General features: G+C 72.4%; 17 protein-coding genes. 6 read left to right on the forward strand and 11 right to left on the reverse strand.

Translation table 11 applies throughout. The features are described 5' to 3' along the window. Positions 1 to 86 precede the first annotated feature (86 nt). The gene (locus ACFQPD_RS13360; protein WP_385901252.1) at positions 87 to 311 is read right to left on the reverse strand and encodes a hypothetical protein; all 225 of its coding nucleotides are present in this window, start codon (positions 309 to 311) and stop codon (positions 87 to 89) included. A 346-nt stretch (positions 312 to 657) separates the two neighbouring features. Between ACFQPD_RS13360 and araA the strand changes: the two genes are divergently transcribed. Together araA and ACFQPD_RS13370 are read left to right on the forward strand one after the other, a co-directional pair. Then, positions 658 to 2166, forward strand: a complete 1509-nt coding sequence (gene araA / locus ACFQPD_RS13365; RefSeq protein ID WP_385901253.1) for an L-arabinose isomerase — start codon at positions 658 to 660, stop codon at positions 2164 to 2166. A gap of 7 nt (positions 2167 to 2173) precedes the next feature. Then, positions 2174 to 3187: a LacI family DNA-binding transcriptional regulator gene (locus tag ACFQPD_RS13370; protein ID WP_385901255.1), complete on the forward strand. Its 1014-nt coding sequence runs from the start codon at positions 2174 to 2176 to the stop codon at positions 3185 to 3187. Positions 3188 to 3335: 148 nt separating this feature from the next. On the opposite strand, the gene ACFQPD_RS13375 is transcribed toward ACFQPD_RS13370, so the two are convergent. After that, positions 3336 to 4334 (reverse strand): IS5 family transposase, encoded by a 999-nt coding sequence (locus ACFQPD_RS13375; protein WP_385901257.1) that lies wholly within the window; start codon positions 4332 to 4334, stop codon positions 3336 to 3338. Positions 4335 to 4553: 219 nt separating this feature from the next. Here ACFQPD_RS13375 and ACFQPD_RS13380 point away from each other — a divergent pair, with 219 nt between their 5' ends. Together ACFQPD_RS13380 and ACFQPD_RS13385 are read left to right on the forward strand one after the other, a co-directional pair. Then, the gene (locus ACFQPD_RS13380; RefSeq protein WP_385901259.1) at positions 4554 to 5687 is read left to right on the forward strand and encodes an arabinan endo-1,5-alpha-L-arabinosidase; all 1134 of its coding nucleotides are present in this window, start codon (positions 4554 to 4556) and stop codon (positions 5685 to 5687) included. Then, a complete protein-coding gene (locus ACFQPD_RS13385; RefSeq protein WP_385901260.1) occupies positions 5669 to 6343 on the forward strand; it encodes a DUF624 domain-containing protein in 675 nt (224 codons plus the stop codon). The genes ACFQPD_RS13380 and ACFQPD_RS13385 overlap by 19 nt, the downstream gene beginning before the upstream one ends. 1 nt (position 6344) lies before the next feature. Here the strand turns inward: ACFQPD_RS13385 and ACFQPD_RS13390 are convergent, their stop codons facing one another. The 4 genes from ACFQPD_RS13390 to gndA form a co-directional block, all read right to left on the reverse strand. Continuing rightward, positions 6345 to 7364 carry a LacI family DNA-binding transcriptional regulator gene (locus ACFQPD_RS13390; protein ID WP_385901262.1) on the reverse strand — a complete coding sequence of 340 codons (1020 nt, stop codon included), beginning with the start codon at positions 7362 to 7364 and terminating at the stop codon, positions 6345 to 6347. A gap of 78 nt (positions 7365 to 7442) precedes the next feature. Next, positions 7443 to 8282, reverse strand: coding sequence for a DNA-formamidopyrimidine glycosylase family protein (locus ACFQPD_RS13395; protein WP_385901263.1), 840 nt, complete (start codon positions 8280 to 8282; stop codon positions 7443 to 7445). After that, complete coding sequence (locus tag ACFQPD_RS13400) at positions 8275 to 12843, reverse strand: ATP-dependent helicase (protein ID WP_385901265.1); 4569 nt, start codon at positions 12841 to 12843, stop codon at positions 8275 to 8277. Before ACFQPD_RS13400 ends, ACFQPD_RS13395 begins: the two co-directional genes overlap by 8 nt. Positions 12844 to 13779: 936 nt before the next feature. Continuing rightward, complete coding sequence (gene gndA / locus ACFQPD_RS13405) at positions 13780 to 15228, reverse strand: NADP-dependent phosphogluconate dehydrogenase (RefSeq protein ID WP_385901266.1); 1449 nt, start codon at positions 15226 to 15228, stop codon at positions 13780 to 13782. 92 nt (positions 15229 to 15320) lie between these two features. Here gndA and ACFQPD_RS13410 point away from each other — a divergent pair, with 92 nt between their 5' ends. Further along, the gene (locus ACFQPD_RS13410; protein ID WP_385901268.1) at positions 15321 to 15764 is read left to right on the forward strand and encodes a VOC family protein; all 444 of its coding nucleotides are present in this window, start codon (positions 15321 to 15323) and stop codon (positions 15762 to 15764) included. 4 nt (positions 15765 to 15768) lie between these two features. Here ACFQPD_RS13410 and ACFQPD_RS13415 read toward each other — a convergent pair whose 3' ends face one another. The 4 genes from ACFQPD_RS13415 to pyrR form a co-directional block, all read right to left on the reverse strand. Next, complete coding sequence (locus ACFQPD_RS13415; protein WP_385901269.1) at positions 15769 to 16887, reverse strand: glycoside hydrolase family 32 protein; 1119 nt, start codon at positions 16885 to 16887, stop codon at positions 15769 to 15771. 282 nt (positions 16888 to 17169) lie between these two features. Next, positions 17170 to 18438: a dihydroorotase gene (locus ACFQPD_RS13420; RefSeq protein ID WP_385901271.1), complete on the reverse strand. Its 1269-nt coding sequence runs from the start codon at positions 18436 to 18438 to the stop codon at positions 17170 to 17172. Further along, on the reverse strand, positions 18435 to 19367 hold the full coding sequence (locus ACFQPD_RS13425; protein ID WP_385901273.1) for an aspartate carbamoyltransferase catalytic subunit: 933 nt from the start codon (positions 19365 to 19367) through the stop codon (positions 18435 to 18437). Before ACFQPD_RS13425 ends, ACFQPD_RS13420 begins: the two co-directional genes overlap by 4 nt. Then, positions 19364 to 19903, reverse strand: a complete 540-nt coding sequence (gene pyrR, locus ACFQPD_RS13430) for a bifunctional pyr operon transcriptional regulator/uracil phosphoribosyltransferase PyrR (RefSeq protein ID WP_068750993.1) — start codon at positions 19901 to 19903, stop codon at positions 19364 to 19366. Before pyrR ends, ACFQPD_RS13425 begins: the two co-directional genes overlap by 4 nt. A 95-nt stretch (positions 19904 to 19998) precedes the next feature. Here pyrR and ACFQPD_RS13435 point away from each other — a divergent pair, with 95 nt between their 5' ends. Further along, positions 19999 to 20199, forward strand: coding sequence for a hypothetical protein (locus ACFQPD_RS13435; protein WP_068750995.1), 201 nt, complete (start codon positions 19999 to 20001; stop codon positions 20197 to 20199). 7 nt (positions 20200 to 20206) lie between these two features. On the opposite strand, the gene pepN is transcribed toward ACFQPD_RS13435, so the two are convergent. Then, a complete protein-coding gene (gene pepN, locus ACFQPD_RS13440) occupies positions 20207 to 22792 on the reverse strand; it encodes an aminopeptidase N (protein WP_385901275.1) in 2586 nt (861 codons plus the stop codon). Positions 22793 to 22910 lie beyond the last annotated feature (118 nt).

Consider the following 22910-nt stretch of genomic DNA (forward strand, 5'->3'; position numbering starts at 1 on the left):
CAGCGAACGGGTGGGCGCGACCTCAGCCAACGAACCGCCGCACCCCCACCGGCACGACACGCCGTCGAACTCCGCCATCAACGCCCTCAACCGCCCCGAAGCCCGAGCAAGGCTGCCATCCGTGCTGCGCTCGGGGGATCGACGCCTGCGGCGTCGGCTTCGAGGCTCGCCCGGACGGCTTTGCCGTCGGGCGCGACCTCAGCGAGCGGGGTGGCGTCGGCTTCGAGACTCGCCCGGACGGCTTTGCCGTCGGGCGCGACCTCAGCGAGCGGGGTGGCGTCGGCTTCGAGACTCGCCCGGGTGCTGCGCACCGGGGCGCGACCTCAGCGAGCGGGGTGGCGTCGGTTTCGAGACTCGCCCGGACGGCTTTGCCGTCGGGCGCGACCTCAGCGAGCGGGGTGGCGTCGGCTTCGAGACTCGCCCGGACGGCTTTGCCGTCGGGCGCGACCTCAGCGAGCGGGGTGGCGTCGGCTTCAAGACTCGCCCGGACGGCTTCGCCGTCGGGCGCGACCTCAGCGAACGGGCACGCGACCTCAGCGGACGGGTCGTGGGATGGACACGCACACAGTCTGGCCGTAGGATGTGAACGTTCACATCAAGCCGTGTCGCCACCGAGGATGACAAGGGCCGACGATCCCAATCCCTCAGGAGAACCCCATGCAGAATCCCTTCGACGGCAAGGAGATCTGGTTCCTCACCGGATCCCAGGACCTCTACGGCCCCGAGACCCTGGAGCAGGTCGCCCAGCAGTCCGCCGAGGTCGCCGCCCTCCTCGACGGCGCCGACGCCATCCCCGTCAAGATCGTGCACCGCCCCACGCTCAAGGACCGCGACGCCATCCGCACGGAGATGCTCGCCGCCAACGCTGAGCCCGCCTGCATCGGTGTCATCACCTGGATGCACACCTTCTCGCCCGCCAAGATGTGGATCCTCGGCCTGGCGGCCCTCGACAAGCCGATGCTGCACCTGCACACGCAGGCCTCGATGGGCCTGCCGTGGGACACCATCGACATGGACTACATGAACCTCAACCAGTCCGCCCACGGCGACCGCGAGTTCGCCTACATCGCCTCGCGGCTGGGCAAGGCCCGCCGCACCGTCGTCGGCCACGCGTCGACCGCCGTCGTGCAGGAGAAGATCGGCACCTGGGCCCGCGCGGCCGCCGGCTGGGACGCGCTGCACCACACGAAGCTCGCCCGTTTCGGCGACAACATGCGCAACGTCGCCGTCACCGAGGGTGACAAGACGGAGGCCGAGCTGCGGCTGGGTGTGTCGGTCAACACGTGGGGCGTCAACGACCTCGTCGCCGCGGTGGACGCCGTCGATGACGCCGCCATCGACGCGCTGGTCGCCGAGTACGAGGAGTTGTACGACGTCGTGCCCGAGCTGCGCAAGGGCGGCGACCGGCACGAGGCCCTGCGCTACGGCGCGCGGCAGGAGCTGGGCCTGCGCAGCTTCCTCGAGGCCGGCAAGTTCGGCGCCTTCACCACCAACTTCGAGGACCTGGGCGGCCTCAAGCAGCTCCCGGGCCTGGCCGTGCAGCGTCTGATGGACGCCGGCTACGGCTTCGGCGCCGAGGGCGACTGGAAGACGGCCATCCTGGTGCGTCTCGCCAAGGTGATGGGCTACGGCCTGCCCGGCGGCGCGTCCCTGATGGAGGACTACTGCTACGAGATGACCCCGGGTAAGGAGAAGATCCTCGGCGCCCACATGCTCGAGGTGTGCCCCTCGCTGACGACCGCCAAGCCGAGGCTGGAGATCCACCCGCTCGGCATCGGGGACCGCGAGGACCCGGTGCGCCTCGTCTTCGACGCGGACCCGGGCCCGGCGCTCGTCGTCGCCATGGCGGACATGCGCGAGCGCTTCCGCCTCACCATGAACGTGGTGACCAACGTGGAGCCCGACGCCCCGCTGCCGAACCTGCCCGTCGCCCGCGCCGTCTGGGAGCCGGCTCCCGACTTCGCGACCTCGGCCGAGTGCTGGCTGATCTCCGGCGCCGCGCACCACACCGCGATGTCGACCGCCACCACCCGCGAGATGTGGGAGGACTTCGCCGAGATCGCCGGCATGGAGCTGGCGGTCATCGACGAGCACACCACGACGCGCGGCTTCGCGCAGGAGCGCCGTCTCGAGCAGGCCTACCATCGCCTCGTCCAGGGCGTCTGAGCCTGACATGACATCCCCGCGGGGCCGGTCGACCGGCCGGCCCCCGGGGATGATGGCGGTGGCCCGTCTGGCGGGAGTGTCCCACCAGACGGTGTCGCGGGTCCTCAACAGCCCGGAGCAGGTGCGCCCCGCGACGCGGGAGCGGGTGGAGGCCGCGATGCGCGACCTTGGCTACAGCCGCAACCTCGCGGCCCGCGCGCTCATCACGCAGCAGACGGCGCTCCTCGGCGTCGTCTGGACCGGCGCCGGCTACGTCGGCCCGTCCAACACGGTGGCCGGCATCGAGGTCGCGGCGCGGCGCGCCGGCTACGCCACACTCGTGGCGGCCCTGGAGAACCCGTCCGACGACGAGGTCGCCGCCGTGTTCCGCGGCTTCCGGGACCGTGGCGTCGAGGGGATCGCCGTGGTGGCACCCCACGAGGCCATGGCGCGCCTGGCCCGCGAGCACTCCACCGGCATCCCGACCGTCATGGTCGCCGACATGGCGCCGGGCGAGGGCTACCGCGTCGTCTCGGTGGACCAGCGTCTCGGGGGGCGGCTGGCCACCGAGCACCTCATCGCACGGGGGTGCCGCCGGATCGAGCACATCTCCGGCCCACTAGACTGGTTCGACGCGCGCGAGCGCATGGTGGGCTGGCGCGAGGCGCTCGGCGCCGCCGACCTCCCCGTCCCGGCCGTCAGGGTGGGGGACTGGTCGGCCGAATCCGGGTACGCCGCCGCCCAGGTGCTCCTCGGCGACGGCGACCTGCCCGATGCCGTCTTCTGCGGCAACGACGCCACCGCCCTCGGCCTGTTGTCCGGACTGCGCGACGCCGGTGTCGACGTCCCCGCGCGCATCCGGGTGGTCGGCTATGACGACTCCCTCGGGTCGGGCTACTTCACCCCTCCGCTGACGACGGTGGCGCAGCCGTTCACGGAGCTGGGCGGCACGTGCGTGGACGTCCTGGTCGCGGCCATCCACGGCGACGAGTCGGGGCGGAAGCACCTCCCACCCCGGCTCGTCGTCCGCGCCAGCTCCTAGGGAAGCGCTGATCATCGGCGCTACCTCGGTTCGGGTGGGGTTGTGACGGTCGGAAGGGTGCTGGAGGGTAGCCTGGGCTGTCCGTTTCGGCCTTGCCGGCCCCGTTTCGGGGCCTTCCGGCGGTTTTTTGGGCAGGCTACCGCCCGGACTACCCAGCCAGGATGGCGTTGTTGAGGCGGGTCTGGATCACGGTGGCTCGTGCCGTCATCAGCAGGTTCGCTGAGGCCATCGCGACCTGGAGGTGGTGGAGGTTCTTCGCCAGGCCGCGGTAGCGGGTCTTGGTGAACCCGAAGTCGCGCTTCACGATCAAGAAGACGTGCTCGACTTTCGCCCGCACGGAAGCCTTCCTGGACTCCAGTAGCTGCTCGTGAGGGTGCATCGCCTTCAACACGCCCTTGCGGGCAGCGATCCGCCACTCGACGTGTGACAGGTGGTCGTCGCCGACAATCTCGGGGCGTTTCGCGACGCCCTGGTAGCCAGCGTCGGCGTAGACGACCTGGTCATCGGGCCGAACAAGGTGAGTGATCTGGTCCAGATCATGCACGCTCGCCGCGGTGACGCTCACCGAGTGGACCAGACCCGTCCCGGCATCGACCCCCGCGTGGGCCTTCATCCCGAAGTACCACTGGTTGCCCTTCCTCGTCTGACGCATCTCGGGATCCCGGGTGCCGGTGGCGTTCTTCGTCGAGGACGGGGCGGCGATGATCGTGGCGTCCACGATGCTGCCGCCCCGCATGACCAGACCGTCGGCTTCCAGCCTGGCGTTCAGCGAGGCGAACATCGCCTCGCCCAGCTTGTGCTTCTCCAGCAGGTGCCGAAAGTGCAGCAAGGTCGTGGCGTCGGGAACGTGCTGGGTGCCGAAGTCCAAACGCATGAACTGGCGCATCGCATACGAGTCGTTGATCTGGTCTTCCACGCCTTCGTCGGACAGGTGGAACCACACCTGCAGCAGGTACATCCGCAGCATCGTCTCCAACGGCACCGGCCGCCGTCCACGGGTCTTGTTGTAGTAGTGCGGCTCGATCAGCTTGACCCAGTCCGCCCACGGGACCACCGCGTCCATCCGGTTCAGGAACTCCTCTCGCTTCGGGACCCGGCGGCGCTGGGCGTACTCGACCTCGGACAGGCTCGGCTGCGATTCAGTCACAACCAGCATTCTACCTAGCCAAAGCCGCAATCAGACGTCAAAACACGGCACTCGGGCCGCCAACCGGCGATACCCGGACTCGCCCATTGATCAGTGCTTCCCTAGCCGGCGGCCAGCTCTCAGTCCGCGGCCAGCTCGGCCACCTGCGCGTCGGTGAGCACGTCGTCGTAGACGCGCAGCTCACCCCACCGTCGTCGACGTAGCGAGGGGCGGTGGCTGGTGTTCTCCACCGACACGGCCGTCGCGGGCGCCCCAGGCGTGGGCGTGCAGATCCGTCAGTCACGCGACCTCGTGGAGTGGACCTGGCTCGGGCACGCCTTCACGGGCGTGCCCAGCGAGGCCGCCGACTGGAGCGGCGCCGCGGGCATCTGGGCCCCCGAGGTCGTCCGGCGCGGCGACGAGTACCGCATGTACTACTCGGCGAGCTCCTTCGGCTCTCGGACGTCCGCCATCTCCTTTGCCACGGCGCCCTCAGCCGCGGGGCCGTGGGAGCACCGGGCCGTGGTCGTCCGGACGCAGCACGAGCGGGACGTCGTCAACGCCATTGACGCGGCGGTGGTCGTCGACGCCGAGGGCGCCGACTGGCTGCTGTACGGGTCGTTCTTCGGCGGCCTGCGGATCCTTCCGCTGCGCCCCGACGGTCTGCCGGCCCAGGCGGGCGACCTCGGGACGCCGGTCGTCCGCCGGGCGGCCTCGATCCACGGCGCCGTCGAGGGCGGCCACGCCCTGTGGGACGCGGACTCGGCCACCTACGCCCTGTTCTGCTCCTTCGACTCGCTGTTCGACACCTACAGCGTCCGGGTGGCCCGCGCGGGCGCCGTCGCCGGCCCCTACGTCGACCACGCGGGTCGCCCGCTCGTGGACGACCGTGAGCCGCCCACCGAGAACGGCCTGATGATCGTGGCCGGCTACGAGGCCCCCGACGGCCGGCTCTGGCAGGCACCGGGGCACAGCTCGCACCTCGTCACCGACTCCGGGCGCTTCCTGGTCCACCACGTCCGCGACGGCGCCGAGCCGACCCGGCACACCGCCCACCTCCGGCGGCTGCTGTGGACCCAGACGGGATGGCCGCTGGCCAGCCCGCTGCCGTATGCCGGTCCCGCCATCGGGGACACGCCGGATCTGGCCGGCGACTGGCTGGTCTACCGGCTCGAACCGGGTCCCGATCTCATCCGACGCCCGAGCCGGCAGACGCTGGCGGCCGGTCAGCTCGACGCCCTGGCGCTGCACGGGCGCGGTAGGGTCACCGTCGACGGAAGCGACCTCGACGCCGTGCTGTTCGTCGAATCCGACGGTGTCGCGTTCGCCGGCATCGACGAGCGGAGCGTGGTGGTGTGGGGGATCAGGGCCTGAGGCGGCCGCGTCGCGCCGGATCCGACGACGGCGGCTGGTCACACGTCGCCATGCGCTGGTTGACCCGGCTCACGCAGCCGGTGGAGATCACGCTGTGCTGGGCAGTGGGTGTGCTGGCTGGCGGCGTGATCCTCGGCTGGCTGCCGGCCGGAGTGGCCGCGGGCGCGGTGCTCTCCCGGCTCGGCACCCCCGAGGCCAGCGCGGCCCCGGTGACCGACTTCTTCCGCAGCTGGCGGCGCCACCTGTGGCGGGCCAACGCCGTCGGGTGGCCTGCCACCGTGGCGCTGCTGATCATGGCCGTCAACATCTGGGTGCTGTCGCGGGGCGGCGAGCCCTGGATGCCCGTCGTGCTCGGCCTGACGCTCCTCCTGGCCGCGTGGCTGGTGCTGGCCACGGGGTACCTGATGGCCCTCCTCGAGCGGCCCGCGCTCAGCGGCGCCCCGGCCTCGTCCCTCTGGCGGCTGGCGCTGGCCATGCCGGCGCTGTCGCCCGGCACCTCCGCCGCGTGGGTGGTGACGGTGGCAGCCCTGCTCGTGGTCGCGGTGGCCGTCCCGCCGGTCGGGCTGCTCTTCGGCCCCGGCGCGTTCGCCTGGGTGACCGGGTGGCTGACCCGGCGGGGCCTGGAGTCGGCCCGCGTCGTCGGGTCCGAGGGCTGACTCAGCCCGTCGACTCGCGCAGCACTACCTCGAAGTCGGCGTAGACCCGCTGGATGGGGCGGCGGTGCTCGGGTGCGGCGTTGGCCTCCCCGATCCGCATCTCCAGCAACTCGATCGCGCGCCGCGCGATCTCCTCGCGCCCCGGGGACACGGTGCTGAGGGTGGGGCGCGTGTAGGCGGCGTCCTCGATGTTGTCGAAGCCGATCACCGCGACGTCGCCGGGAACCTCGATCCGGTGCGCGTGAAGGCTGTGCAGGACACCCATCGCGAGCGCGTCGTTGAGGGCGAAGACGGCGTCGAACGGCTCCCCGGAGTCGATGAGCTCGTCCGTGGCCTCCGCCCCGGTGCTGCGGTGCCACAGGACGGTCGTGCGGACCAGGTTCTCGTCGACGGGGATCCCGGCCTCGGTGAGGGCCGTGCGGTAGCCCTGCTCGCGCAGCGCCGCCGAGCCGACGACCTCCCCGGGGTGGGCGCCCACGACCGCGATCCGGCGGCGGCCCGACTCGATGAGCTGGAGCGTCGCGGCCTTGGCCGCCTCCACGTTGCTCATGGTGATGTGGTCGTTGGTGGAGCCGAAGACGCGCTCGCCGAGCAGGACCAGCGGGAAGTCCACCTTGAACAGGTGGATGTCGTCCATCCCCAGCGCCAGCGGCGAGAAGATCAGCCCATCGGTCATGAAGCGGCGCTGGCCGTGCAGGACGTCGATCTCGCGGTCGCGGTCCGCGTTGGTCTGTTCGATGAGCACGCGCAGGCCCACCTTCTCCGCCTCGACGATGACCGAGTCCGCGAGTTCCGCGAAGTAGGGCAGCTTCAGCTCGGGCAGCGCCAGGCCGATGAGGCCGGTGCGCCCCTTGCGCAGGTTGCGGGCGGTGACGTTGAGCTCGTAGTCGAGCTTCTCGATGGCCTGCAAAACCTTCTTGCGGGTGCTTTCGCTGACGTGCGGGTGGGCGTTGACGACGTTGGAGACGGTCTTGGCCGAGACACCGGCGAGGAGTGCGACGTCGCGCATCGTGGCGGCCACGGCCCACCTCCTGGTAAACGATGATCGTGCAGAGATGATCTTGTCACATCGCGGTCGGGGGCGCAGCGGAGGGCCGCGTCAGCCGGGCAGCGGCTGGCACGCGGGGCACCACCAGATGACGCGCTCCTGGCCCGCGCGCGGATCCGCGACGGTGTCCGCCCCGCCCAGCGTCCCGCCGCGGATCGCGGTGCCGCACCGGCGGCAGGGCCGCCCCTTGCGCCCGAACACGAAGCTGGTGTGCCCCGGCCTGTGGTCGCCGGTGAACGTGCGCACCGGGCTGGTCAGGTTGCCGCGCATGACTCGGCCCACGAGGTCGACGACAGCCTCGGCGTTGAGGGCGTCCGCGCGGGTCGCGGGATGGGTGCCGAGAAGGAAGCACAGCTCGGCCCGGTACTCGTTGCCGATGCCGGCGACGATCCGCTGGTCGAGGAGCGCCTCGCCGAGGCTCCGTCCGGCCGCGGCGGCCTCGGCCAGCCGGCGCACGGCCTCGTGGCGGCCGGTTGGGGACCACGGGCCGGCCGTCGACCAGTCGTCGGCCAGGGGGTCGGGGCCCAGGTGCGCGGTGCGGGACGCGTACTCCGCGGCGGGCCAGAGCTCGATGAGCCCGAGGTCGTGGCCGACGAGCTCGACGCCGCCGCTCACCCGGATGACCACGCGCGCGGTGTGGGCGGGCAGGGACCAGCGGGTTCCCGCGGGATGGATGCGCCAGGTGCCGTCCATCCGCAGATGCGTGTGGAGGATCGTCTCGTCGCACAGCCAGAAGAGATGCTTGCCGTGCGGCCAGACGCGCCGCACCGTCGTGCCGTTGAGGGTGGCGGTGGCCAGCTGAGGGACCCGGAAGTCGGTGCGCTCGATCGTGCGGCCGACCAGCGGCTGCAGGCGGTCGGAGAGGCGCAGGACCGAGTCGCCCTCAGGCACGGCCGGCCTCCAGCGTCAGCCCCTTGGGCGAGAGGCGCGCGCCGGCCGCCCGCATCACGGCCTCCAGCCCGGAGGCGCCGGCGCGGTCGCCGTCGATCTCCTCGATGCGCAGCCGCTCCATGCGTCCCTCGGCGATGGCGGCGAGCAAGGCGCGGGTGACGAGGGTGGCCCGGTCGGCGCGCGTGTCGTCGTCGGCGAAGAGGGTGAGCACCCGGCCGCCGCGGGTGAGATGGGCCAGGCAGAGCCCGTCGGCCAGCACCACGAGGGCGCCCGCGGCCCGGGCGGGGCGGGCGCTCGGGTGCTCCGGCCAGGGCAGCACACTGCCGTACGGATTGGCGGGGTCCAGCGCGGCCAGCACGATCGCGGCCGGATGCTCGGTCCCAGAGGGCCACGCCGCCCGGTCGGGCGAGTCCGCGAAGCCGCGGACGAGTTCGAGCACCTCCCGTGTGGTGAACTGGGCGCCGCCCAGCCCCTCCACGACGTAGCCGCGCAGGACGTTCCCGGCCAGTTCCAGCTCCGAGAGGAGGCGGTAGGCGGCCGCGAATCCGCCGGGGGTCCCGTCGGCGGTCACGCCGCCGCGGGTGACGACGCCCTGGCGCTCCAGCCATGCGGAGGCGGTCGCGATCGCCGCCTCCGCCGGCGGCAGCTCCGGGTCGCGGACGCGGTACCAACGCCCCGCTGCCGACGGCGGGGTGAGGGCGCCCCCCGCCATCAACAGCGAGCGGGACGGACGCGGCAGGCGGGCGCGCCGGCGCGGGGCCGGCCGCGGGGCGCGGTGGGCGCCGCGGGCGCTGCCGCCGATGCGGGCACGCACCGCCGCCATCGACGCCGGCGCGATGGCACCCTCCTCCGCGGCGCGCCACAACGCCTCCGTGACCTCAGCGGTCGTCCCGCCCAGGGCCGCGTGGAGGGCCGCGAACGTGCCGTCGCGGTCGGCCAGGGCCCGGGCCACGGCCACGGACTCCTCCGACGGGGCGCCCTCGGCCGGGCCGAGCAGGTCCAGGTCCCCGGCGGGGACGAGGGCGATCAGCGGATCGTTGGCGCCGGCGGACCCCCGCACGCGGATCACGACCTCCGACTCCGCGAGGAGCGCGTCGAGGTGGGCGGGGGAGTAGCCCGCTAGGCGTGCGGGGAGCACGTGCGTCTCCCAGGCGCTGGCCGGCAGCACCGCCCCGGCAAGGCGTTGGAGGGTCAGGAGCACCTCGTCGGGCGTGGAGGAGGGCCGGTCGTCGAGCTGGTGACTGGCCGCGAGGAAGCGCGCGTAGGCGCTCTGCGACACGGGCTGCAGCTCACGGCGGGCGGCGGCGAGGCTTCGGGTCCGCAGCCGGCGCAGCACCTCGGGGTCGACGACCTCGGTCTCCGTGGCGCCCGGGGTGAACCGGCCGGAGGTCAGCCGCCGGCCGGCGATCTCCCGGTCGAGGATGAGGGAGACCGTCGCCACGCCGAGGCCGAACGCGGCCGCGACCTCGGCGGCGGTGAACGGGCCGTGGGTGCGCGCGTAGCGGGCGACGAGCTGCGTCAGCGGGTCCCGGCCCTCCGTCGTGGCCGGCGCCGTGTGGCCGGCGGGGACGGGGACGCCGAGGGCGTCGCGCAGGAGCCCGAGGTCGGCGGCGGCGACCAGGTGCGGCTCGCCGGCCACCCGCACCACCGCGACCCGCCCCGCCACTGCGGCGATGGCCGCGTCGACGTCCGCGAGGGTCACGCGGTCCGGGAGGTCGGTGAGCGGGATCGGGCCCAGCAGGCGCGGGAGCTCGGCGAGGTCGTCGGCAGTGGCGGCGCGCCGCTCGGGCGCCGTGTGCTGCAGCTCCGCGACCACCTGGGCCACGACGTCCGGGTCGAGCAGTTCCCGGAGGTCGAGCGTGCCGAGGGCGGCGGCCAGCAACTCGGGGTCCATCGACAGCATCGCGGCGCGGCGCTCGGCCAGCGGGGTGTCGCCGTCGTACAGGAACGCCCCGGTGTAGCGGAACAGGATCGTCGCGGCGAACGGGCTGGGCTGCTCGGTCCTGACCTCGACCAGCCGCACCCCGCCGGAGCGCAGCCCGCGCATCAGCTCCACGAGGCCCGGCAGGTCGTAGACGTCCTGGGTCACCTCGCGGACCGTCTCGATGATGATGGGGAAGCGGGGGTGGTGCCGGGCCACCTCGAGCAATTGCGCGGCCCGCTGCCGCTGCTGCCACAGCGGCGCGCGGCGCCCTGGGGTCCGGCGGGGCAGGAGGAGGGCGCGGGCGGCACACTCCCGGAACCGGCCGGCGAACAGCGCGGTGCCCCCGACCTGCTCGGTGACGATGGCGACGACCTCGTCGGGATCGGCCAGCAGCAGCTCGGGGAGCCGGTCCGCGGCCTCGCAGTCCGGGAGACGCAGGACGATGCCGTCGTCGGAGGCCACCGGCTGGACGTCGACGCCGGCCACCCGCGACAACGCCTCGGCCATCACCAGTGACCAGGCCCCGAGCAGGCGCCGGCCCAGCGGCGAGTGCACGACGACCCGCCAGTCGCCCAGCTCGTCGCGGAACCGCTCGATCACGACCGTCGAGTCGTCGGGCAGCGCCCCGGTGGCGGCCCGCTGCTCGGCCAGGTAGGTGGCGAGGTTGGCGGCGGTGTTGGTGTCCACATGCCCGGCGTCCAGGCGGCGGGGGTCGCGGGCGGCCTCCTTGAGGAACCTCCCGATGTCGCGGCCGAGCTCGGCGGGGCGGCCCTCGTCGTCGCCGCGCCAGAACGGCAGCCGTCCGGTGCGCCCGGGGGCGGGCGTCACGCGGACCTGGTCGCGGGTGATCTCCTGGATCTGCCAGGCCGAGGCGCCGAGGGTGAACACGTCGCCGACGCGCGACTCGTAGACCATCTCCTCGTCGAGCTCGCCCACCCGCCGGGCCCCCTGCTCGTCCCCGGCGAGGAAGACGCCGAACATGCCCCGGTCCGGGATGGTGCCGCCCGACGTCGCGGCGAGGCGCAGCGCGCCGGGCCGGGGATGGAGCCGCCCGTCGTCGCCCAGGACCAGGCGGGCCCGCAGCTCCCCGAAGTCCGCCGACGGGTACGCGCCGGTCAGGAGTTCGACGACGGAGTCCAGCAGCGCGCGGTCCAAGCCGGCGTAGGACTGGGAGCGGGTGACGGTGGCGTACCAGGCGTCGACGTCGAGGCCGGTCTCTCCCGCCGCCGCGGCGGCCGCGACGGTCTGCTGGGCCAACACGTCGAGTGGATGGCGCGGGATCCGCAGCTCCTCGATGCGGCCGGCGAGCATCTGTTCGGTGGCGACGACCGCGGGAGCCAGGTCGCCGCGGTGCAGCGGGTACACGTCCCCGACGCTGACGGCGCCCACGACGTGGCCGGCCCGGCCGATCCGCTGCAGTGCCCCGGCGACCGTCGGCGGGGCCCCCACCTGGATGACGCGGTCCACGGCGCCCATGTCGATGCCGAGCTCGAGCGAACTGGTCGCGACGACGCAGCGGAGCTCGCCGGACTTGAGCGCGGCCTCGATCTCGGCGCGCGCCTCCTTGCTCACCGACCCGTGGTGCGCGCGGGCGATCACGGCGGGGGCGCCCCGCGACACGTCGGAGGCGGCCATCATCTGGGCGGGCGGCCGGTCCGGCGCCGCCGGGAGCGTGTCCGGCGCGTGGCGGGCCGCCCAGATCTCGTTGAGACGGGCGGTGAGCCGCTCCGCGACCCGGCGTGAATTTGTGAACACCAGCGTCGACCGGCCGCCGATGACGGCGTCGTAGACCTCCTGCTCGATGTGCGGCCACAGCGACGAGCCCGACGGGGCGTCCACGCCCAGCGTGTCGGTGCCCGGGCCCGCGAGCAGCGGGTCGACGGGGGTGTCCGCACCGGGGGCAGGGCCCGGGTCCGTGATGTCGGCCACGGGCAGCCGGACGTGCACGTCCCACTCCTTCGCCGTCGGCGGGGCGACGACGCTGACCGTGCGGTCTCCCCCCAGGAACTGGGCGACCCGCTCGATCGGCCGGACCGTCGCCGACAACGCGACGCGTTGCACGTCGTGGCCGACGAGCGCGTCGAGCCGCTCGAGGCTGAGGGCCAGGTGGCTGCCGCGCTTGGTGCCGGCCACCGCGTGGATCTCGTCGACGATGACCGTCTCGACGCCGGTCAGGGTGCTGCGGGCCGAGCTCGTGAGCATGAGGTAGAGCGATTCGGGCGTGGTGATGAGGATGTCGGGGGGCCGGCGCAGCAGCGCCGCCCGTTCCCGCGACGTCGTGTCCCCGCTGCGGACGCCGACCGTCACGTCGGCCGGCGGCAGGCCCAGCCGCTCGGCCGTCACGCGCATCCCGGTGAGGGGGGCGCGGAGGTTGCGCTCGACGTCGACCCCGAGCGCCTTGAGCGGCGACACGTACACGACGGTGGTGCCGGCCGTCCGGGGGCGCGCCGCCAGGCGGTCCAGGGCCCACAGGAACGCGGCGAGCGTCTTGCCCGATCCGGTCGGGGCGACGACGAGGGCGTGATCGCCGCGGGCGATGGCCGTCCAGGCCTCGACCTGCACCGCCGTCGGGGCAGCGAACACGCCACGGAACCACTCGCGCGTGGGCGCGGAGAAGGCGTCGAGCGCGTCGGTCATGTGGGCCAGTGTGCCACTGCCCCCCGACGGCCCGGTGAGGGTTTCTTGGGTGTAGTCACCCACGAAAGTCACACTGGAGAATCGGTGGGGCAGGCGCGGCAGCGTGACGCCGTCGACTCTGCCTGAGTGTGTCCATTCCTGACGGCGAGGCACGGGAAGCCGGTGGGGCCCCAGAACCCTGGTGTGGAACCGCCACTCAAGTGCGCTCTCGATGCCGCTGTTGGCATGGCTGACAAGACGACTGAGGGTGCTCGAGTGGCGCGTAGGCCCCTTGATCCTCAGCGCCTCAAGTAGCCGTGACGGGGTAGTGCGGCGGTTCGCCAGTGCCGATGCCACGGCCGATACCGTTGTGGTTTCGTCGCTCTCGTCCGCGAGGTCGCACAAGGCCACCTCGGGAGAGGTCCGGCTTGGTGCCCCGCGTCCGCGTCGATCGCCCCGCCGGAAGCGCACCTGGATAGACGCCACGTCCAGGGGGCTCCGCTGTTGGGGCGTCCAGACCGTCACCCTCCCTGGAGCGTCTCGGAGGAAGCCGTGCAGGTAGCAGGCCGCGGCGCCGCTGATCGCAGCCGAGCTTCCGCCGCGCAGCACCCCCACCCACAGGGCAGCTTCGAACGTTGTTCCTTCCAGCAGATAGAGCTTGGGGGCGATGGTGATCCAGCCCTGCCGGAATCGTCGCCGAACGTCAGGGCTGACGCCTGCTGCTGTGAGCTGCGCGGCGGACAGGACGCCGGCCTGACGGGCGGCGAGAGCGATTAAGGAGTCGGGGAGTTCCTGCCGGGGGCGCATGGGGCCACCCTCCGACGTCGGCCGTCATCGGACAAGCAGTTCGCGCTGTAGGGACGACACTTCTTCCGCTCCTGACAACACCGCCCGTTTCGCCGTCCCAGTGTGAGTCTCGCGGGTGCGTACCACCACGAGACTCACACTCGACGTGGCTCAGTGACTGTCGGTGGCCTCCACCTCGGCGCCGTCGGTGGACCAGTTGACGTGGAACGTCCCCTCGCGGTCGACGCGCCGGTAGGTGTGGGCGCCGAAGTAGTCGCGCAGCCCCTGCGTCAGGGCGGCGTTCAGGCGCGGGGCGCGGGCCTGGTCGTAGTGCGCCAGCGCGGCCGAGAAGCCCGGCACCGGCACGCCGCCGCGCACCGCCTCCGCCACGACGGTGCGCCACGCGTCCTGTGCGTCGGCCAGCCCCGCCGCCACCGACGGCGCCTCGAGCAGCGTGGTGAGCTGGCCCGCCGCGTACTCCGAGCGGATGCGCTCCAGCAGCTTGGCGCGGATGATGCAGCCGCCGCGCCAGATCTTGGCCACCTCGCCCACGTTGATGTCCCAGCCGTACTCGTCAGCCGCCATGCGGATCTCGTCGAGACCCTGGGCGTACGCGACGACCTTGCTCGCCCACAGCGCCTGCCGGATCTGGTCGATGAACCGTGCCCGGTCCTCGACGCCGATGGTCCCGGCGGGGCCGTGCAACGCGGCCTGCGCCGCGCGCCGCAGCTCCGGCGACGACGAGATCGCGCGCGCGAACACCGACTCCGCGATCGTGTTGACCGGGGTGCCGAGCTCGAGCGCCGACTGGACCGTCCACGTGCCGGTGCCCTTCATGCCGGCGGCGTCGACGATGACCTCCACGAGCGGGCCGCCCGTGGCCGGGTCGGCCTTGCGCAGCACCTCGGAGGTGATCTCGATGAGGTAGGAGTCGAGGTCGCCCTCGTTCCAGGTGGCGAAGGTGTCGGCCATCTCCTCGTGGCTGAGGCCGAGGGCCTTGAGCAGTTCGTAGGCCTCGCCGATGAACTGCATGTCGGCGTACTCGATGCCGTTGTGGACCATCTTGACGAAGTGGCCTGCGCCGTCGGTGCCGATGTAGGTGCAGCACGGCTCGCCGTCGACCTTGGCCGAGATCGACTCCAGGATGGGTCCGAGGGCCTCGTAGGACTCGGCCGACCCGCCGGGCATGATCGACGGCCCCTCAAGCGCCCCGACCTCACCGCCGGAGATGCCGGCGCCGACGAAGTGGAACCCGAGTCCGCGGAGCTTCTCCTCGCGACGCCTGGTGTCTCCGAAGAACGCGTTGCCGCCGTCGACGACGATGTCGCCCTCGTCGAGGAGGGGGAGGAGCGAGTCGATGGTGGCGTCGGTGCCGGCGCCCGCCTTGACCATGATGATGATGCGGCGGGGGCGCTCGAGCGAGGCGACGAAGTCGGCCAGCTCCGCGGCGGGACGGAAGTCGCCCTCGTGGCCGTGCTCGGCGATCACGGCGTCCGTCTTGGCGGTGGTCCGGTTGTAGACCGCGACCCGGTGCCCGTTGCGGGCGAGGTTGCGGGCCAGGTTGGAGCCCATCACCGCCATCCCGATCACGCCGACGTTGGCCAGCTGCGCCTCAGACATATCCGTCTCGTCCCTTCTTCCGCGACTCTCGTACCGCCCGAGCCTATCGGGCAGAATTGGAGGCCCCGGCCATCCCAGTGATTGGACCCGCCATGCACCTCACGACGACGCTCTGGTTCGCCACTGAGGCCGAGCGGGCCGCGGACCGCTACACCGAGATCTTCGGCGGCCCCACCCCGACGGTGCATCGTGGCCCCGACGGCAACGTCCTCGCCGTCGAGTTCACGGTCCTGGGGTGCCACTTCACGGCCATGAACGGCGCGCGGGTCGCGCCCAGCGAGGCCATCTCGTTCCAGGTGCCCTGTGACACCCAGGAACAGATCGACACCTTCACCGACGCGCTGATCGGCGAGGCGGGGGAGCAGCAGGCCTGCGGGTGGCTGCGCGATGAGTTCGGCGTCTCCTGGCAGATCGTCCCGGCGGAGCTGCCGAGCCTGCTGTCACACCCCGTCTGGGGCGGTCACGTGGCGGCAGAGCTGTTGTCGATGCACCGCATCGACATCCGGCGCCTGCTCGCGGCCGGCCACGTGGAGTAGGCCGTCAGCGGGCCGGCCCACCGAGGAGGCCGCGGCCTCCGCGCACCTCGACCACCTCGTCGTCGAGGACGACCTCCACGGGGCCTCCGTCGTGGGGCAGCTCCGCCGTCAGCGACGGCGTGACCAGGCGGAGGACGTCGCCGTCGAGCTCAAGCGTCGCGGTGTCGGTCAGCTCGAGCAACCCCTCGGGCAGCCAGGTGTAGCGCTCGGCCGTGCCCGGCGCGGCGTGCGCGTCGAGGTCCGGGTGCGGCTCGGCGAGGAGGCGGTCGCCGTCGACCCGCAGCACGTAGGGCAGCGACAGGCAGCCTGTCCAGTCCTCCCCGCGCACCTCGCGCAGCCAGGCCATCATGCAGGGCCGGCCCGCGGCGTCGCGGAAGACGGTGGGGGCGTAGTAGGTGCCGTAGGTGAGGCGGCCCCAGGCGCGGGGGGTGAACCGGCCGCCAGCGAACTCGCCGACGGCGTAGCCCGCGTAGTGCAGCCTGCCGGCCTCCCACACCGAGGTGAGCATCACCCAGGAACCGTCCACCTCGATGACCTGCGGGCACTCCCACAGCGCGCCCATCCACACGCCGTCGGTCTCGTCGCGGTGCCGGCTGAGCGCGACGCCCTCGTAGGCCCAGCTCTCGCCATCGGGGGAGACGAAGCCGTGCATCATGGCGTGCCCGGACGCGGAGTCGGAGCCGACCATCATGCGCCACACGTCGCCGTCGCGGAGCACGAAGGGGTCGCGGAAGTCCCTGATGCCCAGCCCGGCGGGCGCGGTGACGACGACGTCGCCCTTGTCCCAAGACGTCAGGGTGGTGTCGCGGGGACGCGCGGTGCGGACCGAGGCGAGCCCGAGGACGGGCTGTCGCGCGGAGGTGTAGTACGCCAGCGGGCCTAGGTCGTCCTCGACGATGCAGCCGGTCCAGATGCCGTCGTCGCCGTCGCCGGGCTGGATCGCGGGGCCCGCGTAGCGCAGGCTGAACAGGTCGTCGCCGATGGCGTGTCCCCACTCGATGCCGAGGCCCCAGTTGAGGGTCTCGGGCGCATGCTGGTGGAACACGTGGTAGCCGTCCGCGCGGTGGATGACGCCGTGGGGGTCGTTGAGCCATCCGCGCGGGGACCGATAGTGCAGCCTCATGGAGTGAGACTAGAGCCGCCCGGGCGCTCCCGCCGGGGTGGCGGCTTCATCCGCCCGGCTCCGCCCGCTCGCGAGGCCTGGATGAGCCTGATCCATGGCTCGACGACCGAATCTGTCGATATTCGCCTGATTCGAGCGTTGACCCTCGAAGCAGGCTCAAGCCCCGCTTCGACGAGGCCATCCAGAACGGCCGCGCGGCGCACCCCGGCGCCAAGATGACGCCCAAGACCATCCTCATGTCGGTGCACTGCGCCGGCTGACCCCGTCCTACCGCCGGGACTCCTACGCCTGGCGGTAGGTCTCCCGGCCGCGCAGGTACGTCGCCACCACCGGGTCCGGCAGGAGCCGGCCGTGGTAGGGGTTGTTGCGGCTGAGCGACGCCGACGCGTCGCGGTCCACTGTGCCCATCCGCTCGGGGTCCACCAGCACGAGGTTCGCTGGCTCACCGACGGCGAGCGGCCGGCCCTGACCACCGAGCCGCGCGATCCGCGCGGGCGCATGGCTCATCCGGTCCGCAACACCCGCCCAGTCCAGCCGGCCGGGCTTGACCATGGTCTCGATGACCACCGACAGCGCCTGCTCAAGACCCAGCATGCCGGGGCGGGCGTCGACGAAGGCGTGGTCCTTGTCCTGCGGGGCGTGCGGGGCGTGGTCCGTGGCGACGGCGTCGATGGTGCCGTCGGCCAGTGCCGCCCGCAGCGCCTCGATGTGCTCCGAGGTCCGCAGGGGCGGGTTGACCTTGTAGACAGTGTCGTAGTCGACGAGCTCCTCGGTGCCGAGCAGCAGGTGATGTGGCGTGACCTCGGCCGTCACGTTGATGCCGCGTGCCTTGGCCCAGCGCACCACCTCGACGCCCTCCGCGGTTGTGATGTGACACACGTGCAGCCGCGACCCCGTCGCCTCGGCGAGCATGACGTCGCGGGCGATGATCACCGACTCCGCGACCGGCGGCCAGCCGCCCAGCCCGAGCCGGCCGGACAGTTCGCCTTCGTGGCAGCACGCGCCGGGGCCGGCGAGCGTGGCCTCCTGCGAGTGCTGGGCGATGACGCCGTCGAACGGCCGCACCCACTCGAGCGCCTTGCGCATCAGCGACGCGTCCTGCACGCACATGCCGTCGTCGGAGAACATCGTGACGCCGGCGCGGGAGCGGTGCATGAGGCCGAGCTCGGCCAGCTCCTCGCCGCGCAGCCCCTTGGTGATGGCGCCGATGACCTGCACGTCGACGACCCCGGCCGCGAGGCCGAGGTCATGGATGTGCTCGGCCTTCTCCGCGGTGTCGGTGACCGGCTGCGTGTTGGCCATCGCCAGGACGGCCGTGAACCCGCCGCGGGCTGCGGCCCGCGCGCCGCTGGCGACGGTCTCGGCGTCCTCGCGGCCAGGCTCCCTCAGGTGGGTGTGGACGTCGACGAGCCCGGGCAGCGCCAGGAGCCCGGAGCAGTCGACGCGCTCGGCGCCCGAGGGCGCCTCGTCGACGAGGTGACCGTCGGCCACGTGCAGGTCCGTGGTGGCACCGTCGGGCAGGGACACCCCGCTGAGTACGTAGGCCGTCATGACTGGTCCTCTCCGGCGAGCAGGTGGTAGAGCACGCTCATCCGCACCGCGACACCGGACGAGACCTGGTCGAGGATGATCGAGCGGGCGGCGTCGGCGGCGGCCGACGAGATCTCCAGTCCCCGGTTCATGGGGCCGGGGTGCGCGATGCACGCGCCGTCCTTGAGCAGCGCCAGGCGCCGCGGGGTGAGCCCGTAGCCGTCGATGTACTCGCGCTCGGACGGGAAGAACCCGCCTTGCATGCGCTCGCGCTGCACGCGCAGCATCATCGCGACGTCCACCTCCGCCAGCACCGAATCGAAGTCGTGCGTGACGTCGACGCCCCACGTCTCGACCCCGGGCGGCAGGAGCGTCGGCGGCGCCACGAGCACGACGGAGGCGCCGAGCTTGGCCATCAGCAGCACGTTGCTGCGCACCACTCGGGAGTGCAGCAGGTCGCCGGTGATCGCGACGCGCTTGCCGGAGATGTCGCCCAGGTCGCGGCGGGCGAGGTGCCGCCGGATGGCGTGGGCGTCCAGCAGCGCCTGCGTGGGGTGCTCGTGCATGCCGTCGCCCGCGTTGACCATCGACGCCCGCACCCAGCCGGCGGCCTGCCGCACCGCGCCGGACCCCGCGTGGCGCATGATGATCGCGTCGACCCCCATGGCGTCCAGCGTCAGGAGCGTGTCGCGCATCGACTCGCCCTTCGACACCGACGACCCCTTGGCCGACACGTTGATGGCGTCCGCCGAGAGCCACTTCGCGGCCAGCTCGAACGACGACCGCGTCCGCGTCGAGTCCTCGAAGAACAGGTTGACGACCGTGCGGCCGCGCAGGGCGGGCAGCTTCTTCACCGGCCGCGATTGCACGTCGTGCATCTCCTCGGCCAGGTCCAGGATGGAGCGGATCTCATCGACGCTGAGATCAGCGATGCTGAGGAGGTGCTTCACCGGCCGGTCCGTTCGATCGTGACGAGGTCCTCGCCGTCGGTCTCGCGTACCGCGACGCGGACGCGCTCGTCGCGGGCCGTCGGCAGCTGCCTGCCGACGACGTCCGCCTGGATGGGCAGTTCCCGCAGCCCGCGGTCGATCAGGGCGGCGAGCTGGATGGCGCGCGGCCGACCCAGGTCGGCCAGCGCGTGCAGCGCGGCCTGCACCGTGCGGCCCGAGTAGAGGACGTCGTCGACCAGCACGACGACGGCGTCGTCGATCGAGCGGGGGAGCACCGTGCGGCCGACGGGGCGGGTGGGGTTGGCGCGCAGATCGTCGCGGTACATCGTGATGTCCAGCCGTCCGACGGCCAGCTCGTGCCCCTGCTCGGCCGCGATCCGCGCGATCCGGTCAGCGAGCGGGGCACCGCGGGTGAGGATGCCAAGGAGCACCACCCCCTCCGAACCCTGGTTCCGCTCGAGGATCTCGTGGGTCATCCGGGTCAACGTCCACGCCATCTCGTCGGCGGTGAGCACCGTCCGTGGGGCCTGTTCCATCGCACCTCCCATGGTCGGAGGCAATCTACCGCACCGAGCCGGATTGGCCGCGGGACGTCTGCCCTACGGCGCCGGCGTCGGTTACGCTTGCCCGCATGAATCTGCTCCCTCTCGAGGTCCTGCCCGGCTGGCCCCAGCCGGAGCCCGTGTCGGACCTGACGCTCGTCATGCTGACCATCGTGGGCCCGCTGGCGCTGGGCGCGGTCATCGCGCTGCTGGCGTTCGGCCCGAAGCTGGCACGCCGCCAGCGCGACGAGGCCCGGGGCACCGACGTCGAGCGGGTGCACCGGGCCTGAGCGCCGGTCAGCGCCGGCTGACCTCCTGCACCCGCAGCGCGCGCCGCGCCTCGTCCAGCCGTTCGGTGACGGTGCGGCGCACCTGCTCGCTCGGGTCGTTGTCCTCGAGCCACGCCGCGACGGTCGCGACGAGGGCGTCGTCGGCGAGCGGCTGGGGGAACAGCCAGCGCAGCGCCGTCCCGATCGCGGCATAGCCGCGGTCCGCCCAGGTCCCTTCCCGGCGCGAGATGCGGCCCAGCAGGTCGAGGTACGCGGCCGGGTAGGGCTCCAACACCTCGTCCTGGCCGTAGCGCCAGAACCCCATGCAGATCGCGCGGTGCGTCTCGTTCGGCACCGACGGGTCGTCGGTCGCCCGCACCCACGCCGCCATCTTGGTCTCCGCGTCCGGCAGCGACGCCGCAGCACCGGCCGCCTGTTCGGCGCCTGCGGACGTGCGATCCCGCTCGAGCTCCGCGGCGATCTCGTCCTCGCCGATCGCGCCCAGCTTCGCCAGCGCCGACGTGATCGCCCACCTCATCCCGGTGTCGATGGCGAGCCCCTCGGGCACCTCCTCATCGACGAGCCAACCCTTGAGGAGCGCCACCCCCTCGGCGCTGCGCACCGACGCGATGAGCGCCTTCGCGATGAGCACCTGCGCGTCGGAACCGGCCTCGGACGCCTTGAGGAGCCGCGCCAGCCCGGTGACGAGCGTCACGTTGGCATCGCCGCGGAGCTCGGGGGCCGTGAAGGCCAGCGAGGCCATGACTGCCTGGTTCAGCAGCGTGGAGACCGCCGCCATGTCGTGCTCGCTGGGGATCGCGGCCAGCGCGAGGGACACGTAGTCCTGCGGCCGGAACTGCGCGTCCCGGGTCATCTCCCAGAACGCCGCGAACGTGACGGCGCGCGCCAGCGGATCCGTGAGCCCGCCGATGTGCTCCACCAGGGCCGCGGCCGACGCCTCGTCGAGGCGCACCTTGGCGTAGGTGAGATCGCCGTCGTTGAGGAGCACGACGTCCCCGCGGGCCACGCCGACGAGCTCCGGGATCTCGGTCGACTCCCCGTCGATGTCCGCCTCGACGTACTCGCGACGCTCGAGGCGGCCCTCGTCGTCGAGGTGGTAGAGCCCGATGCCGAGCCGGTGCGTGCGCAGCGTCGGGTAGTCCGGATGGGCCGTCTGCACGACGGCGAACCGCGTGAAGCGGCCCTCGTCGTCGACGTCGAAGTCCGCCGCGAGGGTGTTGACCCCCGACGTCTCCAGCCACTGCGCCGAGAACCAGCTGAGGTCGCGGCCCGAGGCAGCCTCCAGCTGGGTCAGCAGATCGCTGAGCTGAGTGTTGCCGTACGCGTGGGCCCGGAAGTACTCCGTGACGCCGGCAAGGAACGACACCTCGCCGACCAGCGACACGAGCAGCTTCAGCACCGAGGCGCCCTTGGCGTAGGTGATGCCGTCGAAGTTCTGCTCGACCTTCTCCAGGTCGCTCATGTCGGCCGCGATCGGATGCGTGGTCGACAGCTGATCCTGCAGATAGGCCCACGCCTTGCGCTCGTTGCTGAACGACGCCCACGGGTTGGCCCCGGTGTCGTAGCGGCGGGCGATCTCGTCGTTGGCGTAGTGGGAGGCCCACTCGGCGAACGACTCGTTGAGCCACAGGTCGTCCCACCAGCGCATGGTCACGAGGTCGCCGAACCACATGTGGGCCAGCTCGTGGAGGATCGTGTTGTCGCGGGCGTCCAGCTCGCGGCTGGTGACGCGGGAGCGGAAGAGGTACTCGTCGCGGAACGTCACGCAGCCGGCGTTCTCCATGGCCCCGGCGTTGAACTCGGGCACGAAGATCTGGTCGTACGTGCCGAAGGGGTACGCGACCCCGAACGCGGTCTCGAACACCTCGAAGCCGCGCTGCGTGGTGGTGATAATGCGGTCGAAGTCCAGGTACTCGGCCAGCGACTGGCGACAGGCCACCGACGCCGGGACCTCGCCCGCGGCGGAGTCCAGCACCGCCCGCCGGACGTGGAACTCGCCCGCGACGAGGGCCGTGATGTAGGTGGAGATGCGCGGCGTCGGGGCGTGCTCGAACCGGCCGAAGCCGTCGCCCAGATCGCTGGGGGCCACGCTCGGGGCGTTGGTGAACACCAGCCAGTCGATCGGGGCGAGCACCGTCAGCTGGAAGGTCGCCTTCTGGTCCGGCTGCTCGGCGGTGGCGTACATGCGCCGGGCGTCGGCCGCCTCGAACTGCGTGTACAGGTACACGCGTGCATCGGCGGGATCCACGAAACGGTGCAGGCCCTCGCCGGAGTTCGAGTAGCGGCACACGGCCACCACCGTGACCTCGTGCGGGCCCTCCTCCAGGTGTGGCAGCGGCAGCCGGTAGCCGTCGAACGCGGACGTGTCGAACGGCTCCCCGTCGAGCCTGGCCTCGCGGACCTCGTCGGCGATGAGATCGAGGTGCGTGTCGCCGCCGTGCGCCGTCAGCGTGAGTTCCGTCGTGGACAGGAACTGCCGCTCCGGCTCGGCGACCTCGCGGCCCCGGAGGTCGACGGTGACCCGGTAGGCCTCCGTCGAGATGACGGCGGACCGGTCCGCCGCCTCGAGGCGAGTGATGTTCGCCGTAGCCATGCTGCTGCTCCTACTGTCGGTGTCTCGGCGCCGTACCCTCTGCGGACCGGCGCGCCACTGCGGCCCATTCTGGAGCGTACCGGCCCCCGCGCGTGGGATTTCGGACTCCTGGACCGTG

Source organism: Tessaracoccus sp. O5.2, assembly GCF_964266725.1.
GTDB classification, from domain to species: Bacteria; Actinomycetota; Actinomycetes; order Propionibacteriales; family Propionibacteriaceae; genus Arachnia; species Arachnia lapidicapta.

What these genes read in the sequence shown, in the direction of transcription:
- ACFQPD_RS13410 (WP_385901268.1), top strand. Translation starts at nt 15,321, where the DNA reads ATGCACCTCACGACGACGCTCTGGTTCGCCACTGAGGCCGAGCGGGCC.
- ACFQPD_RS13420 (WP_385901271.1), bottom strand. Translation starts at nt 18,438, where the DNA reads ATGACGGCCTACGTACTCAGCGGGGTGTCCCTGCCCGACGGTGCCACC.
- pyrR (WP_068750993.1), bottom strand. Translation starts at nt 19,903, where the DNA reads ATGGAACAGGCCCCACGGACGGTGCTCACCGCCGACGAGATGGCGTGG.
- ACFQPD_RS13400 (WP_385901265.1), bottom strand. Translation starts at nt 12,843, where the DNA reads ATGACCGACGCGCTCGACGCCTTCTCCGCGCCCACGCGCGAGTGGTTC.
- ACFQPD_RS13435 (WP_068750995.1), top strand. Translation starts at nt 19,999, where the DNA reads ATGAATCTGCTCCCTCTCGAGGTCCTGCCCGGCTGGCCCCAGCCGGAG.
- pepN (WP_385901275.1), bottom strand. Translation starts at nt 22,792, where the DNA reads ATGGCTACGGCGAACATCACTCGCCTCGAGGCGGCGGACCGGTCCGCC.
- gndA (WP_385901266.1), bottom strand. Translation starts at nt 15,228, where the DNA reads ATGTCTGAGGCGCAGCTGGCCAACGTCGGCGTGATCGGGATGGCGGTG.
- araA (WP_385901253.1), top strand. Translation starts at nt 658, where the DNA reads ATGCAGAATCCCTTCGACGGCAAGGAGATCTGGTTCCTCACCGGATCC.
- ACFQPD_RS13370 (WP_385901255.1), top strand. Translation starts at nt 2,174, where the DNA reads ATGACATCCCCGCGGGGCCGGTCGACCGGCCGGCCCCCGGGGATGATG.
- ACFQPD_RS13415 (WP_385901269.1), bottom strand. Translation starts at nt 16,887, where the DNA reads ATGAGGCTGCACTATCGGTCCCCGCGCGGATGGCTCAACGACCCCCAC.